Below are 15,554 nucleotides of genomic sequence, written 5' to 3' on the forward strand. Positions count from 1 at the left end.
CACGGAAAACACCCCGTCCCTGGCGTGATCAGGACGGGGTGTTTGCTATTTATTACTGGAGTTTGAGCAGCGAGGCAATCATGGATTCCGCTTCAGCGCGAGTCAACTTTTCATGTGGAGCAAATGTATTGTCGTCCTTCACGATATCAAAGCCTGCTTGCTGCAATCCTGCGACTGCCTCTGCAGCATATGAAGATATCGAATCGCTGTCTAGTGGAGGAGTCGCCTCTGTGATCTTCGTCAGAGGGATGCCCATTGTATCGGTGAAACGCACGATCATAGCTGCCATCTGCTCGCGGGTCAGCTTCTCATCAGGCGCAAAGCTTGAAGAGCCGACTCCGCTCGTAATTTTCTTCTCGCTTGCCCATGCAGCATATGGCGCATACCAGGAATCAGCATGGACGTCCTTGAAGCTGCTCGTCGTGAAAGCCGATACGTCTGCGTTCGCATGCTTGGCGAGCAATGTGACGAACTCGCCTCTTGTGACCGTATTGGCTGGTGCAAGATCATCTACCTTCATCACGGACACCGTGCCGCTAACTTCGTTGCCGACAAGCAGCAGAGGTGCTTCGATCGGACTGTGTGAGGCTGGGACAAAGGCCATGCCCTCTGGGGCAACATCTCCAGCAATCTTATCGCTGAAGTCGCGGGTGTTGTTGTAGTCCTCGAAGATCGGTGCGGCAGGATTGGTGATGTCATACATCATGACGCCGCCGATTCTTTCAAGACCTACGAATGCATAGGTCTTGCCATCGATTACGCCAACCTTAACATCTTCTGGCTCCGGGCCTTTCTTCGCACTGCGCTTCTCGAATACATCATCATCGTTCGACCAGTTGAAGTATTCCGGTAACATTCCGCCGGATATCGTCTCTAAGTCGCTGCCGCTGTCATAGACGAGGCTCATGTCAGCCGTATCCCAGATCGAGAAGCTGCGCGCGCCGAACAGATAGGTTGCACCTTCGATAAAGCCGCCTTCGTAATCAGACGTGTCGAATGTGGTGAGCTCAATCGCTTTGTCCTTCTTGCCGTCTCTGCCGGAAGGCGCGATCTCAACATCCTTCTCATTCGTGTACTCGCCCCAGCTGCGCGAATCCCCCTCATTGGCAGTTACTACATAGGTCTTGCCGCCAACCGAATAGGTCGTGATGCCATCCGGCATATACATACCGAAGGTGTTGGCTTCGGCTTTGATGTTGATCTTTCCGTCGCGGTAGATATCGATTTCATTGCCTGCCTTACCGTGATCTTTGAAGCCAAGGCCGTTCACAGCGAGCACTTTGCCGCCAGCGATATCTATCGTCGCGATCGCGTTAGCCTCCTGCAGGGAAAAGTAAGCTTTGCCATCCTCTGCGACCGCAATATACTCCGGCTCGAGATCGACCGATGGCGGCGCGTTTTTCTTCAGGATCACGCCATCAGCTATAAGTTCTGCGCGCTTATCGTCATATGCAGTGAAATCTACGGTAGTCACAGCCGCTTGATCTGTGCCATGAGCGAGATTCACAATTGTAACCGTACCCTTAGGGTCAGCAGTACCTTCAGCGTAGCCTTCTCTAGGCTCTCCCTCGTTAGCGGATAAGATATACTTTCCGTCTGCACTGAAGGTAACCATATCCGGCTGAACGCCGGCTTCATAATGAGCGACATAGCTGCCGTCATAGTCTAACAAGATAATAACGCCGTTCGTTTTATAATCGGCTGCTTGTACGGCGACCGCGATCAGATCTTGCTCTGTGTTCACATCTACGCTAGTTACATCACCAGCGACGAATCCTTTGATCATGCCGCTGATATCTATCTTCTTCTCGCTGGTTAAGGCTGTATGGCCATCTGATTGCAGCGATGCAAGGCTAACGATGTCTATTCTTTGGCTCTGACCATTTACTAGATAGAATTGATTATTATCGCTGTTGAACTTCACGATCTCCGCAACGCCGCCGTCCTTGTTCGGCTCGCCCGCTTGATAGGAAGCGATGCTGGAGAGCGCGCCGCTTGGAATAGCTGAGGCTTGATCCGCCGCGAATGCTTGCGCAGCACCGAGGCTTGAACCGATCGTCATGGCTGTAAGAAGGCAGATTGCTTTTCTTGCCGTACCTTGAAACATAATACTCCTCCTCGTAACGTCATTACTTCGATCTTAGTCCAAGTATGTAAACGCTGGATTGAATTTATGTAAAATGCAGGTCTGCATAATATGAATATTCTGTAAATGAAATAAGGGACATGCCCCGCAAGTAGAAGTTGGATATACTTCAAGTTTGGCATAGTCATATTTCCAACAGTTGGGGTATGATTGATAGAGTTGCGGATTGCGTTGCTGGATAATCGGAGAGTACATACGTAAGGAGCAGCATGATGGTAGTTTCATCTGGGTTACCTTTTTGGATCGGCTTAGTATTGCATTTTGCAATACAGATGAAGTGTTTGCTGTCGCAAGCGTACAGAAGGGTGATGTCAAACTACCGTATTAATTTCAATGGAGGCGATTAAAATGTTTATCTTTATTGGACTTATTGCGATAGCTATCGGTTTACTTAACCTGTTAAACCCTAAGTTTGCGTGGCACATAAAAGAAGGCTGGAAAGTTGATGGTGACTCTGAACCTAGCGGCTTTTATGTTTTTATGACAAGATTAAGCGGTGTGTTTGCTTTAGTCATTGGCATGATATTGTTTTTCTCGAACTGAATGTGTTCCACCGCACTTCTTATACCATGGCACCGCAGTTCGATTCCTGGACTGCATTATGCGCGACGGCCTGCAGAAGCAGAGCAGGCTGCATGTTCATCTATCGAGCGATCGTGAAACAGCCGTTAAAGTCGGAAAGCGTCATGGCAAACCGGTGGTGTTGACGGTCAATGCGGGACGAATGCATGAGGATGGAATTTCATTTTACCTATCGAAAAATGGTGTGTGGTTGTGCGACCAAGTACCTGTGAAGTATCTAGAAGTCAGGCAATAGCACTTGTTCCGAATGCAAGCGGGGGCTGGTGCGGCATATTCAGAAGCAGAATGGCTATGTTAGAGCGGGGATTCCTGCGAGGCATAATCGTTCTGTTTTTTTATTTTTCCGAAAATAAATACGTTCGTAATACTTTCGCCATGTTCGCGGCTGCAAAAATAAGCGATGATAGGTCATGTCATCAGCGGTCGACGTCGTGTGACGCTCGATGGATGACTCGAATATGTGCGGTTGAAGTACCCAGGCAGGGATATCAGCTATCCCGCAGTGCACACGCATCATATGCGCGGTGTATGCTGTACGGTCAATTCGGCATATTCTCCGTTATTAGGGGTTCGATTCCCCGATCGTATGGACGATCAGCTCATGGTAGAGCACTCGACTTCCACTCGAGCATTAGTAAGAAAGAAGCCTTTAACAGGAATCCGCTGTGGCTCCCATAGCACACTGTGGTCGGGCTCAGCAATCCGCGGATACCGCTGTGAATCAACTCAGCTTATCCGCTGTCCGATGAAGGGAGTGACTGTCGGTTGCAAGTTAGCCGAGCATTCATTCTCGGACTCAGCGGCAGAGAGCTGGATGGCTCCATGGCTAAAGCGCGATTCCGCCTCGACTGCAGGCGGATTCCTCCACTAAAGGCGAACTGCGAACAGAAGTACATATCTATCCCAAGGGGGAGTTTACATGTTTAAGAAGACGATCATTCAATTCGATGAGCGCGGCTTGCTGTTCCAAGATGGCAGCTATAAGCAGGTGCTGCAGCCAGGAACTTACCGTTTTGCGCCATGGTCTAATGTAAGAGTTATAGCTCTGAATGTCGCGAAGCCGTTTGCGGTTCAGGGCAAAGAACTGCAGTTGTTTATGCATGATCATGAGCTGCTGCGGGAGCTTGAGGTGGTGCATGTTCAGGATCATGAATATGTGCTGCATTATGAGGATGGACAATTCGCCGCGATGCTGACGGCTGGAACATACGGATACTGGAAAGTGATGAAAAAGCATACCTTCGTACGAGTCGATAGCCGGAATCCGGCGATCCCGGCAGAGGTCGATACTGCGATAATGCCTAAGCTTGTGGGCTTCTGCCAAGCATATGATGTCGCGAACCATGAGGTAGGCCTGCTGTTCTACAACAATGTGCTGCAGCGGGAGCTGAAGCCTGGCAGGTATTACTTCTGGAAAGGCTCGACATCTGTCGTGGTCAAGACCGTTGATCTGCGCCAGCAGCAGATGGATATGACCGGTCAAGAGATGATGACCGAGGATAAAGTTACCTTGCGCTTGAACTTTGTATGCCAGTATAAGCTGCTGAATCCGCAGCGAATGCTTGCGATTAAGTCGTTCGAGGAGCAGATTTACATTCAGTTGCAGCTCATTCTGCGCGAGTACGTCGGCACCTTGAAGCTTGATGAGCTGCTGAAGATGAAGCAGGAGATCGGCGCGTTCGTCTTGAGTCGGCTAAGCGAGAAGAATGAGGAGTTCGGCGTGCAGTTCCTATCCGCAGGGGTGAAGGACATTATTCTCCCTGGAGAGATCAAGGATATACTGAACACGGTGCTGTATGCGGAGAAGAAAGCGCAAGCGAACATTATCACGCGCAGAGAGGAAACGGCTTCGACCCGCAGCCTGCTGAACACCGCGAAGCTGATGGACGAGAACACGACCTTGTATCGACTGAAGGAGCTCGAGTTTCTCGAGAAGATCTGTGAGAAGATCGGCACGATCTCGCTCACAGGAGGCGGCAACCTGCTGGAGCAGCTGAATTCGCTGCTTAGCGTAAAGAGTGCCGACAAGGCGCAGTCATCCTAGCTGCGAGCTCGGAGCGGGAGTATCTTGTGCAGCAGTTGATGTCAACTATCAGCGAGGTGCGATAACTCCGCAATCTCGTACGTGAGCCATCCCCTGTTCTATTCGTTGACTTGATGAGTCTGCGAAATGAATAGGGGATATTGGTGCGTTTATGAAGACAGGTTGAGTTGAGATTGTGTAAATTCGGGACAAGCTATACAATTATAGCTATAGAGGAAGTTGAGGCCTGCTTAGTGTGGCGGGCGAGGGATTAACATTACATGAGGTGAACGATTTGGAATATAAACAGATTATAGAGAAGATTCATAACGGCTTAACGGGTAATAGCGAAGCTGATATCCAATACTTGCAAGAGCAAGCGGAGGAGTACAAGCATCATGGACAATCGCGTGAAATCATTAGAGCGATCGGCAAAATGATCTATGATTGTCTCCCAGCGGATAAGAGAGCAGCGTTCGCGCAGGCGGTATCCCAAGATGAGCAGAATGTTCAAGCTCAGCTGGAGCAGGCTGTATCACTCGTTGCGCAAGGGGAGCTGGAGCAGGCTAAAGGCTTGATCGAGACAATGATTAACAGTATCGGAACTCTGAATCAGAAGGACGAAGATAGCGAGTATTTTAGCTTTCATTCTGCCCTAGAGATCTATTTATATAAGGAAATATTCCAGCCCAAGAAGGCGATTAGACAAACCCAGCACGATAACAGCTTAATATACAGAGTGTATGGTCTTATTCTCATGGAGCTCAATCAGCTGGATAAAGCAGTTGCCGCATTCGAGCATTCATTAACATGGAATCCGCTTGATGTTGAGACGATGTTCGAGCTGGTTGAGGTGTATAAACAGACAGAGGATCTGGACAGAATTCTCGAGATTACGAAGCGGTCCATGGAGTATGTCTCGACCAGCGGCAATTTAGCGCGCTGTTATCGAAACCTGGGGTATTACTATACCGAGATGGAGGATTATGAGGCTGCGGTATGCTTCTACTTCTTGAGCAATTCTTATGAAGCGAATCAGCAGGCTACCTCCGAGCTTCAATATTTAGCGCAGAAGCTGGATAAGCCGATGGAGCGGCCTGATATGAAGCAGGTTGCCGAGATGCTGGCGGACAAGGGAGTACAGCTTGGAGCGAATGATATGGTGATCGGACTGGCAATGGGACTCGCGAAGCAAGCGGAAGCCCATCATGATAAGAGCGCCGTCAAGCATTACTATGGCATCGCTTATGATCTGACCGGCGATAAGCGAATAAAGGACATGATCGACGGACTGTGATTATGGATATCTATATTGAAATGAGGGCAGCAAGTCTTGAAAACATTTAAGAAAGTATATATCGAGATTACGAGCGTATGTAATCTGGCTTGCAGCTTCTGTCCGCCAACTCATCGGCAGAACAGCTTCATCAAGCTGGATGATTTCAATCGTGTACTGGATCAGATCAAGCCGCATACGAATCATATCTACCTGCACGTTAAAGGCGAGCCGCTGCTCCATCCGAAGCTCGATCAGCTTCTCGATGCTGCTCATGACAAAGGCTTCAAAGTGAATATTACGACAAACGGTACGCTGATTAATAAAGCAAAGCACAGAATACTTGGCAAGCCGGCTCTTCGGCAGATGAACTTCTCTCTGCACAGCTTTGATGGTCATGAGGGGTCAACGGATCGAGATAAGTATTTAACTGATATTCTGACTTTTGTTCGTGAAGCGGCCGAGCATAATGTCATCTTCTCCTTCAGACTTTGGAACTTGACGCAGGATAATGCTACGAATCTGGAACGAAGCCGAAATCGAGAAACGCTGTCCATCTTGGAGAAAGAGTTTAACCTGGATTATCGAATTGAAGAGAAAGTAGAGCCAGGCAGCGGTATCAAGATTGCCGATCGAATCTATATTAATCAGGATCACGAATTCGAATGGCCGAGCCTGCAGGCGCCGGAAGATGACGGCAAGGGCTTCTGTCACGCGCTGCGCAGTCAAGCTGCGGTGCTGGTTGATGGAACGGTTGTGCCGTGTTGTCTAGACGGAGAAGGTGTCATCAATCTGGGCAACATCAACAACACGTCATTCTCGGAGATTGTGGAGAGCGAACGGGCGAACAATCTGTTCTACGGTTTTTCCAGAAGAGAAGCTGTTGAGGAGCTGTGCCGAAAGTGCGGGTATCGGAAGCGGTTTGGAACGTAAATCTTTATTCTAAAGGAGCTACCCATGATAAGTGTAGTGAGTACGCCACATTATGCAGGGGTCACGATTAGCGGCGACTATAACGATTTAGATCAATTGTACTCTGTACTCCACCTTTTAGTAGACGAGGAGAACTTGCATCAGAGCTACAACTCAATAAGAATCCGAATATTAGCGTTGTGTTATGAAGTGAGACATGCCTTGATGGGAGACCGCAGTATCGAGCTGGTCGACAACGGTCTGCATGAAGAGGCGATGAAATATCATGCTGTTATAGCCCCTAAGAATAACGTATATTACAGCTTTCGTGTCTATTGGCCGGAGCTGCTGTTTATCTGCAAAGCGTTGGATATAATGGCAGACCGCCTCGACAAGCATAAAAAGAAACCGCTGGAGTGGAATCTCCCAATCGCGGTGGCTCGGCAGCTTCAAGCGAATATCGTGAACTGCCTGACACAGATTATGCCTGCTCCAAAAGCAGCTAGAGTAATGAATCAAATGAACGGCTATTTCGTCGATCTGAGTTATTATACGACTCAATATCTGGATTCCCTGAACTGTAAGTTTGTCGCGATGGATCCAGAGAAGCGATTGAAGAACATATCGGTGATGGCGAAGCGGATATTCGAGGAAGGCGACGACTACGAGAAATGCAGACAAGCGGTACTCGAGGCGGCAAAGGAATATAATTGTCCAGTAGAACAGATCGAGCTTGATCTAGAATATCCGGATCCAGATCAATTGGATTGGTAATAGAGATTGGTTTCTCATAATTAGTGGTATAATCAATAAACAACACCTTTCAAGGAGGATTCCGATGGATTACGCAGCATATTTCAAAGAGAAAAGAGAACAACAGCTGAATGAGCTCAAAGAATGGATCTCGATCCCGAGTATTTCCGCATTGTCTGCTCATAAGGAAGATATGAATAAGGCGGCAAGCTGGTTAGCTGATAACCTGAAGAAGGCTGGATTGGAAAATGTAGAAATCTTTCAAACCAATGGCCATCCAATCGTATATGCGGATCATCTGCATGCGCCGGACAAGCCGACTGTATTAGTGTACGGTCATTACGATGTACAGCCGGTCGATCCGCTTCACCTTTGGGAGACACCGCCCTTTGAGCCGACTATTCGAGATAATAAGCTGTTTGCTCGCGGAGCGACTGACGATAAGGGACAGCTGTTCTTACATATTAAGGCGATTGAAGCTATTCTGAACCAAGAGAAGTCTCTTCCCGTAAATGTGAAGATCTGCATCGAGGGTGAAGAGGAGATTAGCAGCATGAACCTGTATCCTTTCCTTGATGAGCATCAAGATAAGTTGGCTTGCGATGCCGTGCTGATCTCGGATACGGAGCTGCTTGGAACAGGCAAGCCGAGCATCTGCACGGGGCTGCGCGGATTGTGCTCGCTGGATGTATCCTTGACTACAGCGAATACCGACCTTCATTCCGGCACCTATGGCGGCGGAGTTCCGAATGCGCTTCATGCGCTCGTGTCCTTGCTGAACTCCCTGCATGACGAGCAGGGAAAGGTCATGGTTGAAGGCTTCTACGATGACGTTCCTGAGCTCACGGACGAGCTGAGAGCGGAATTCGCGAAGAAGGGCTTTGATGAAGAGCAATTGAAGCAAAGATTAGGCCTGGATGCGCTGTTCGGCGAAGACGGCTACTCTTATGTGGAGCGTACTGGCGCTAGACCGACACTGGAGCTAAATGGCGTATACGGCGGCTTCCAGGGTGAAGGCACGAAGACGGTCATTCCTTGCGAGGCGCATGCGAAGATCACATGCCGTCTGGTAGGCAATCAGGATCCGCAGGACATTCTAAACAAGATCGAGCGCCATATCCGCAAGCATACTCCGGTCGGAGCGAAAGTGAATGTACTCCAGCGCGAGAAAGGCAATCCGTTTACGATCGACCCATCCATTCCTATGCTGCAAACCGCTGCTGACGCGTATGAGCAGGTGTATGGAACACGTCCAATCTTTACTCGTGACGGCGGTTCTATTCCAATTGTTGAGGCGTTCTCTCGCGTGTTGTCCGCGCCGGTCGTGCTGATGGGCTTCGGTCTTCCTGGAGAGAATCTTCACGCTCCTAACGAACATTTTCATCTGGAGAACTTTGATAAGGGCTTGCTGACGATTGTTGAGTTCTTGAAGCGAGTGTAAAGTTAAACCGAATATATAAGAAGAGGAATACGGATACGAGATTATCGTTAACCGTGTTCCTCTTTTTTTTGGCTGTTTTTATGCCTGCTCTGGCATATATTAAACGATGCTGCAATTTTAGTTCATGAACCGGATTATTTTCTGCAACTTTTTACCAGTTATATGTGTCTAATGGATATAGATAGAAGGTTTGAAGGGGGAAGGACTGTGAACCGGCGTTCACTCGTTCAATATTTGTTATATGCGGGGTTAGTTGTTGTCAGTGTATACCTCTTGGTTTCATCTATTAAAATGAGTCATTTTCAAAAGAATCCCACACTGGTGCCGGATGCTGCGACTTTTGTGAATCAAAGTAAAAAGGAAAAAGCAGTTCTTCCCGTGCCGCTAGAGCTCAAAGTTGGTGAGAAGTACGAGGTTAAGCAGAACGGGCCTTATTTTACGGAACCCGTGTCTATGAACAGCAGCTTGGATAAGTTAACCGTTCGATCCAGTGTCAAAACAGGTGATGTCATCAATATTCATTCGACAGATACAGAACTAGTCTCGGTTAATACGAGTGAGCAGGGGATGCTATGGCTCCCATCATGGTATTTATCCGATGCGGCTGGTGAGGTCAATATGACTTCGCCCATTTATGTATCGATACAACCTAAGGCAGAGCTTCATCTGGCACCTGAAAGTGAGATGCTGTGGTTAGAAGCTGAGAACGTCAAGCAGCGGGTATCAATCGCTAGATGGAAGGATTGGTACGGCGTCATTGTTAGTCAGCCCGACTGGCATGAGGGATATAGCGTGCAGCAGCCCTTTCTATTGTGGGTTCATAAGCGGGATATTACGGGCCATAAGGTCATTCAGGGGGGACTCCTGGACCATAATTCTGAGGTGCCAACAGACGTTGTTCGCAATATTGCGGGGATACAGCTAGCTGCTGGTGTTGACGATCTGTTCGTCAAGCAGCTGTTGGGTAAACCCCATTTCATCGAAACATCTATGAATCTAGAAATGACGGGCACTCCTATGCGTCTTGGCGTGACCTGGAGATATGAGCGCGAGGATTCCCAATTACTTGTCACGTTCTCTTCCGCCGGCAAGCTGGAGCGATACAATTGGCAGCTGCCTGCATATGGGGAGAAAGCAGTAAGCACCCATCTCGGTGACAACAACTATTTCACATATGATATAAAGAATACACCGCTTGCTTCTACCTTGATGTGGAGTCCGGTATGGAGGCAGCAGGGGGATCTGAATTATACCTTTTTATTAGGCGGAAATGAAGATGTGCTGCTCCTTAGAGGAAATGACGGCGGGTACAGCGGCATGCATTATGATTCTTGTCTATATGCCATTAACCGGCATACTGGCGAGAAGCTGTGGCAGGTTGACGCTGGTTTCGGCTGGTTCTTCGCGAAGATGGAACAATCCCGTCAATATGTAACGGTCTATACGCCATATAATCCTGAGCTCAAGAAATATGATAACCGAATTCAACATATCAGGATGTCAGACGGACATGTGATGTGGGAGGTTAAGCTGGCTGAGGATGCGGGATGGAGAAGTATGCTTGCTGCACGCGATGCGATTCTGATTTACTATCCTTGGGATCAAGATAAGAAGGAAGGCTCCATTGCGGTATATGACAGTGCCACAGGCAAGGAACGCTGGAAGAAGACATTTGCAGATGAGTACAGAGTGTTAAATGAAGGGGCGGAAGATGCCCATATTCTGATTCAGCAGAAGCAGCAGTTGGAGGCTTATGATCCACGTACAGGACAGCTGAAGTGGACCTTGAAATTGAAAGACGCTAGTGCTCAACCGATTGATCCATACAGCATATATGACAATGGCTATCGAGCTCAACCATTTGTACCAGCAAGCTCTAAGCGTTGGCTGTTGGCAGGCAGTGAGTGGCTGCTGCTGGATACGGAGACGGGGGATGTTTCCGTAAAATATCCTGTTGCCCGTGGTGAAAGGGTGGATATTATCGATGAACGGTATATGCTGGTTCAGCGAGGGCTGGATACCGATATTAACGGAAATGTCACTCGTTATGAAACCTCATTGCAGGATCTGAAGGAAGAGCGAACGCTGTGGACGATAAAGGGAAGGGTATTCAGAGGGGCTATTGAATGCGATGTGTTGTATGCGGCTGTGGAAGGAATTCCTACAGCGATTGATATGGAGAGCGGCAGCTTCTTATGGCAAATGAAGACTACAGCTAATGATGAGGATCATCTCATCTATCTATCCGGCAGCAGCTATGTAGTAACGGATGAGCATCTCATACTCTATTACGGCTCAGACCTCTTGGTTCTCGGCAAGAATGACGGCAAAGTGATAGGCCGAGTACATGATATGCTGGGGGGAATGGCTGAGCTTCGTGAAAGTGATGCTAGGACTGGGCTTATGAATATCGTTGGTGATGAACTGTATGTCGGGACTTCAAATGGCGCATTTGCTCGTTTCAGTCTGGAGAGCTTGAAGCCGTAATTTGTAAGGTGTCAGCGTGATTGCTATTCATATGGCATGATGGTATGCCCCTATTATGATCAAGCAGCAGGAAAATATAGGATCCCGAGCGAAGAAGAGAAAGGGTTATTCTATAGCGTTGAATCTAATAGGAGGCATGTTGATGGAAATGGTGGATATGAAGCAATTAATAGATGACTTGTTTGTGGCCGCGCAGACAGACGACGTCGTGCGACTTCGCGATATGTTGGAATCGCAGCCGCAATTAGCCAATGCGGAGAACAGCGATGGGCTTACGCCATTGGGGTATGCGGCACACTTTGGCCATGTAGATGCAGTACGGGTACTGCTCGAATATGGAGCGGAAGTGAATGCGATATCTCAATCTAAGGTCCCGTACATTCCTTCAAATACAGCGCTGCATGCAGCGATTGCAGGAAGCCGAAGCGTGGAAGTCGTCAAGCTGCTATTATCGCATCAGGCGAAGACGACGCTGTTCGATAGTAACGGTCATACTTGCCTGCACACTGCTGCATTTCATGATGATAACGTAGATCTCATTCGCATGCTGATTGTGCATGGCGCTGATGTAAATGCGACGGTTGAAGGCGGAGAAACAGCATTATCGCTTGCTGTTCAACAGGGCAATGAGCGTGTCGCCGCATTGCTGCGTGAATACGGAGCTATGTAAGGAAAGGGTCGCAGCTTATGAGGCTGCGACCTTTTTTGTGCTGCGCGGGGGCTGAGACGCCGGAAAAGAGCGTCTCAGCCCCACGCCCACGCGCGCCCCCGTGGCGAGGCAAAATGAGCCCGAGACGTAAAAAAGCGACGTCTCAGGCTCGAAATCGCACCGCAAAAGGGCTGAGACGCCGAAAAACGACGTCTCAGCCCTTCGCGGGCCCCCGCGGCGGGGCAAACCGAGCCCGAGACGTAAAAAATCGACGTCTCAGGCTCGAAATCGCGCCGCAAAAGGGCCGAGACGTCGGAAATTTACGTCTCAGCCCCTCGCGCGCGCCCGCGACGGGGGCAAAATGAGCCCGAGACGTCTAAAATTGACGTCTCAGGCTCGAAATCGCGCTGCAAAAGGGCTGAGACGTCGAAAATTAACGTCTCAGCCCTTCGCGCGCCCCCGCGGCGGGGCAAAATGAGCCCGAGACGTAAAAAAGCGACGTCTCAGGCTCAAAACCGCGTCGCAAAAGGGCTGAGACGTCGAAAAGCGACGTCTCAGCCTCTCGCGCCCCCGCCGCGGGGCAAACCGAGCCTGAGACGTAAAAAAGCGACGTCTCAGGCTCGAAATCGCGCTGCAAATAGGCTGAGACGTCGAAAAACGACGTCTCAGCCCCACGCGCGCCCCCGCGGCGGGCAAAATGAGCCCGAGACGTCGAAAACCGACGTCTCAGGCTCGGAATCACGCCGCAAAAGGGCTGAGACGTCGAAAATTTACGTCTCAGCCACCTGCGCGCCCCCTCGGCGGGGCAAAATAAGCCCGAGACGTAAAAAATCGACGTCTCAGGCTCGAAATCGCGCCGCAAAAGGGCTGAGACGCAGAAAACCGACGTCTCAGCCCCTCGCGCGCCCCCGATGCGGGGCAAAATGAGCCTGAGACGTCCAAAATTAACGTCTCAGCCCCACGCGCACCCCCGCGGCGGTGCAAAATGAGCCCAAGACGTAAAAAATCGACGTCTCAGTCTCGAAATCGCGCTGCAAAAGGGCCGAGACGTCGAAAACCGACGTCTCAGCTCCTCTCGCGCCCTCGCGGCAGGGCAAAATGAGCCCGAGACGTAAAAAAGCGACGTCTCATCCCCTCGCGCGCCCCCGCTGCGGGGCAAAATGAGCCCGAGACGTCGAAAAACGACGTCTCAGGCTCAAAATCGCGCTGCAAAAGGGCCGAGACGTCGAAAATTAACGTCTCAGCCCCACGCGCGCCCCCGCGGCGCGTCGTATATGTAAAAGTCGATTGAAGCGGTCACTTTTTACGCTTCTTATTTTTGAACATGACTTGATACAGCAGCCAGCCTCCTGGGAAGAAGGCATTCACAAAGCCGATAATGCCAAGCAGCGGTATGCCGAGAACCTTCGGCTTCATATCGGTTAAACAGATTAAGCTGGAACTCACAAGCAAGGCTGCGGTTATCATGCAGACGGCCAGCTTGTCGACCATGCTGTTGATTTGCTTGAGGGGCTCCTCAGAGCCTACCAACTCTATATTTACTTTAGATTGACCTTTGATGACGATCTTCAACAGCTCTGACAGCTGTGAAGGCAGTTCAACTGTTTTCTTTGAAAAGTTGTAAAAGGCTTTACCGCCTTGACGCAATTCTTCCTTGAGATCGAAATTAGAAAAAGCTTCGCCGGACAGATGGTTGGCCATGATCTGAACAAAGTTAACTTCTGGACAGCATGCGCGCAGCAAGCCTTCAATCGTCATAATACCGCGGCCGAGCATCGTTATTCCCTGCGGCATGGTGATACCGTGTTGCTTGGACAACTCTATCATATCCTGCAGCATCTTCCCCAGATTGAGGCTGGATAGATCCAAGCTGCCATACTTCGTGAGCATAACGTCGATATCCGTGTATAGTCTGGAATGATCAATGCGCCCCTTGACGACGCCTAGCGTGATCACCACATTTTTCAGCTCATAGATGTCATTGTTAGCAATTGCAACAACTGCGTTTCGCAGCAGCGTACGATCGCGATTGGACAGTCTGCCCATCATCCCAAGATCGAGCCATACGATCTTCCCTTCACTGATCCAGATGTTCCCTGGATGGGGATCCGCATGAAAGAAGGCATCGTCAACAATCTGCTTCACGTAGTTGTCTGCGAGCTTCATACCGATGTCATTAATGTCGTAGCCGAGTTCTCTCAGACGGTCGAGCTGATCAATCTGGATACCGTTAATGTACTCCATCACAAGAATACGTGATGTTGTCAGGTTCTTCTCAATCTTTGGGCATCTGACATATTGAATATCCTCATTCAGCTTGGAGAACTCTCGGTTATTGCTGGCCTCGAGCAGAAAGTTCATCTCCTCCTGCGCTACCAACCACATTTCTTCCAACACCGTATTGAAATCAATCGCATCGCCAGTGTTGCCAATAAACTTTAACAACCTGGTGGTCCGTTTCATAAGGGCAATATCTTGTGCCATTGTCTCACGAATGTCGGGACGCTGCACCTTGATGACGACCTTGGATCCATTTTTCAGAGTAGCAGGATGAACTTGTGCTATAGAAGCAGAACCAAGAGGCTCTTGCTCAATATGAGCAAAAACCTCTCGGATCGGCGCGCCGTATTCTTGCTGTATGATCGATAGCACATCTGAATAGCTCATTGGCGATACGTCCGCGCGCAGTCGAGCGAGTTCGTCGCAGTAGCTGGGCGGGAGCAGGTCGTGACGCATAGACACCATCTGGCCAAGCTTGATAAAGGTCGGACCGAGTTCCTCCAAGATCATCCGCAGCTTCACTGGAGTTAAACCATGAACGATATCGTGCGCCCTTAACACTCTGAGCATTTCTTTCACTCTCGAAACAGAAGAATCTTTATTCTGTCTCGTACTGCTTCTGTTCAGACGCCTCAGCTTCATGTTCCTTGTTCTCCATTTCAGCAAGCATTGCTTTGAGAGCTGCTAATTCATCCTTGCTCATTGTGTTCAGCTTATCCAGTACATTGACAGAGCTGTCAGCAGCAGTCTTAGTGCCAGCCGTTCTCTTCAGCTCTTCGTTCAGAACTTTCGCTTGATCCAGCGTGATTTGCCCCTTTTTCAAAAAGGTATCAACCAGCTCCTTGGATTTTTCCGCCGTGGTGGCGACTGCTCCGATACCTACCAGCAATACTTTCTTCATGTCGTCTTGGATACTCATCGTGTCTCCTCCTCATGAATACTTAAAGTAATCGTGCATATCAAGAAGTTCTCACTATCTATTGTAGGGAATATGATTATAAATTG

At 49.3% G+C, this 15,554-nt stretch carries 12 protein-coding genes and 1 pseudogene; 10 read left to right on the top strand and 3 right to left on the bottom strand.

Annotation, left to right across the window (positions count from 1 at the left end; genetic code table 11):
* Window positions 1-52 precede the first annotated feature (52 nt).
* A complete protein-coding gene (locus tag AC3WTP_RS12095) occupies window positions 53-2,107 on the bottom strand; it encodes a choice-of-anchor I family protein (protein WP_492394858.1) in 2,055 nt (684 codons plus the stop codon).
* Window positions 2,108-2,494: 387 nt separating this feature from the next.
* Between AC3WTP_RS12095 and AC3WTP_RS12100 the strand changes: the two genes are divergently transcribed.
* The 10 genes and pseudogenes from AC3WTP_RS12100 to AC3WTP_RS12145 all read left to right on the top strand — a co-directional run bounded on the left by AC3WTP_RS12100 (window position 2,495) and on the right by AC3WTP_RS12145 (window position 12,290).
* Window positions 2,495-2,689 carry a DUF6199 family natural product biosynthesis protein gene (locus AC3WTP_RS12100; protein WP_492394859.1) on the top strand — a complete coding sequence of 65 codons (195 nt, stop codon included), beginning with the start codon at window positions 2,495-2,497 and terminating at the stop codon, window positions 2,687-2,689.
* A gap of 22 nt (window positions 2,690-2,711) precedes the next feature.
* Window positions 2,712-2,963: pseudogene (locus AC3WTP_RS12105) on the top strand (RNA 2'-phosphotransferase); the annotation flags it as partial.
* A gap of 225 nt (window positions 2,964-3,188) precedes the next feature.
* Window positions 3,189-3,599: a hypothetical protein gene (locus AC3WTP_RS12110; RefSeq protein WP_492394860.1), complete on the top strand. Its 411-nt coding sequence runs from the start codon at window positions 3,189-3,191 to the stop codon at window positions 3,597-3,599.
* A gap of 48 nt (window positions 3,600-3,647) precedes the next feature.
* Complete coding sequence (locus AC3WTP_RS12115; protein ID WP_492394861.1) at window positions 3,648-4,772, top strand: slipin family protein; 1,125 nt, start codon at window positions 3,648-3,650, stop codon at window positions 4,770-4,772.
* A 274-nt stretch (window positions 4,773-5,046) separates the two neighbouring features.
* Entirely contained in the window at window positions 5,047-6,048 is a 1,002-nt protein-coding gene (locus tag AC3WTP_RS12120; protein WP_492394862.1) for a tetratricopeptide repeat protein, read from the top strand.
* Between the two features lie 36 nt (window positions 6,049-6,084).
* On the top strand, window positions 6,085-6,960 hold the full coding sequence (locus AC3WTP_RS12125; protein ID WP_492394863.1) for a radical SAM/SPASM domain-containing protein: 876 nt from the start codon (window positions 6,085-6,087) through the stop codon (window positions 6,958-6,960).
* Between the two features lie 24 nt (window positions 6,961-6,984).
* Window positions 6,985-7,713: a DUF6904 family protein gene (locus AC3WTP_RS12130; RefSeq protein WP_492394864.1), complete on the top strand. Its 729-nt coding sequence runs from the start codon at window positions 6,985-6,987 to the stop codon at window positions 7,711-7,713.
* Window positions 7,714-7,777: 64 nt separating this feature from the next.
* Complete coding sequence (locus AC3WTP_RS12135; RefSeq protein WP_492394865.1) at window positions 7,778-9,133, top strand: dipeptidase; 1,356 nt, start codon at window positions 7,778-7,780, stop codon at window positions 9,131-9,133.
* Between the two features lie 207 nt (window positions 9,134-9,340).
* On the top strand, window positions 9,341-11,620 hold the full coding sequence (locus AC3WTP_RS12140) for an outer membrane protein assembly factor BamB family protein (protein ID WP_492394866.1): 2,280 nt from the start codon (window positions 9,341-9,343) through the stop codon (window positions 11,618-11,620).
* 142 nt (window positions 11,621-11,762) lie between these two features.
* A complete protein-coding gene (locus tag AC3WTP_RS12145) occupies window positions 11,763-12,290 on the top strand; it encodes an ankyrin repeat domain-containing protein (protein ID WP_492394867.1) in 528 nt (175 codons plus the stop codon).
* Between the two features lie 1,275 nt (window positions 12,291-13,565).
* Here AC3WTP_RS12145 and AC3WTP_RS12150 read toward each other — a convergent pair.
* Together AC3WTP_RS12150 and AC3WTP_RS12155 are read right to left on the bottom strand one after the other, a co-directional pair.
* Entirely contained in the window at window positions 13,566-15,191 is a 1,626-nt protein-coding gene (locus AC3WTP_RS12150; protein WP_492394868.1) for an ABC1 kinase family protein, read from the bottom strand.
* Window positions 15,148-15,468: a phasin family protein gene (locus AC3WTP_RS12155; protein ID WP_492394869.1), complete on the bottom strand. Its 321-nt coding sequence runs from the start codon at window positions 15,466-15,468 to the stop codon at window positions 15,148-15,150. Before AC3WTP_RS12155 ends, AC3WTP_RS12150 begins: the two co-directional genes overlap by 44 nt.
* Window positions 15,469-15,554: the final 86 nt, after the last annotated feature.

The organism is Paenibacillus sp. EB106-04-04-XG159 (assembly GCF_058791835.1).